Genomic DNA, 1188 nt, shown 5'->3' on the forward strand with positions numbered 1-1188 from the left:
AGCGTCGACCGCGCGGGCCGTGCCAGCCGTCGGAGCCGTGTCAGCCGTCGTGGCCATGCCCGCCGTGGTCATGCCCGCCGTGGCCATGCCCGCCGTGGCCATGCCCGCCGTGGCCATGCCAGCCTCGACCATGTCGCCCACGGCCTCGAACGCACCGCCGGGGTCAGCCGGCGTGCTCGGCGTGCCCTCGACATCCGCGACCGACGGCCGGGTCCGACCGAAGGATCTCCTCACCAGGTCCTGCCTCCCACGACTAGCGGCTCGCGCGGCGGGCAAAAGCCTTGCGCCGCCATCCGCGAAACCCCTTCAAACGCCATGTCACCCCGGTCGATCCCTCCGGACGACATGCTGTCTTCGACACGCTGTAGATGGTGCGGCAGCAGCGTATCTCAGCGGCCCCGCGGCTTCTCGCCTCAGGCCCCATCAGGGGCTGTGACGCGCGCCCCCCCGCCGGCACGTCGGGGCGTAGCGTCGCAGTCGTGCCGGCCTATCTCGACCATGCGTCGACCACGCCCCTGCACCCCGCGGCGCGCGCGGCGTACCTGGTGGCGCTGGATGACGGCTGGGCGGACCCGGCGCGGCTCTACCGGGAGGGCCGGCGGGCGAGAATGCTGCTCGACGCCGCCCGGGAGACCGTCGCCGGCGTGCTCGGCGCCCGCCCGGACGAGATCAGTTTCACCGCCAGTGGCACCGCCGCGGCCAGTCTGGCCGTGCTCGGCACCGCCGCCGCGCGTCGGCGCACGGGCGACGTCGTGATGGTGAGCGCGGTCGAGCACTCCAGCGTTCTGCACGCCGCCGCGCACCACGAACGAGCCGGCGGGCGGGTCGTCGAGGTCCCGGTCGACGGGCTCGGCCGGGTCGATCCGGCCGGGTACACCCCCGTCGAGGGCACCGCGCTCGCCAGTCTGCAGCACGCCAACCACGAGGTCGGCACCCTCCAACCGGTCGCCGAGGTGGCCGAGCGGCTAGGCGCCGCCGGGGTCCCGCTGCACACCGACGCCGCCGTCACCGTCGGCCACCTGCCCGTGGATCTGCGAGACCTCGGCGCGGACCTGCTCACCGCCAGCGCGCACAAGTTCGGCGGCCCTGCGGGCGTCGGCATCCTCGCGGTGCGCACCGGCACCCGCTGGCGCAGCCCGGGGCCCGCCGACGAGCGGGAAGGCGGGCGGGTCGCCGGCTACCCGGACG

General features: G+C 75.3%; 1 protein-coding gene and 1 pseudogene. One reads left to right on the top strand and one right to left on the bottom strand.

Going from position 1 to position 1188, the window contains the following annotated elements:
• Positions 1–234, bottom strand: a pseudogene (locus MXD58_RS24995) (aa3-type cytochrome oxidase subunit II); the annotation flags it as partial.
• 245 nt (positions 235–479) lie between these two features.
• Between MXD58_RS24995 and MXD58_RS25000 the strand changes: the two are divergent.
• A partial coding sequence (locus MXD58_RS25000; RefSeq protein ID WP_250610082.1) for a cysteine desulfurase family protein occupies positions 480–1188 on the top strand: 709 nt, incomplete at its 3' end.

This window comes from Frankia sp. AgKG'84/4, assembly GCF_023242965.2.
Lineage (GTDB): Bacteria > Actinomycetota > Actinomycetes > Frankiales > Frankiaceae > Frankia.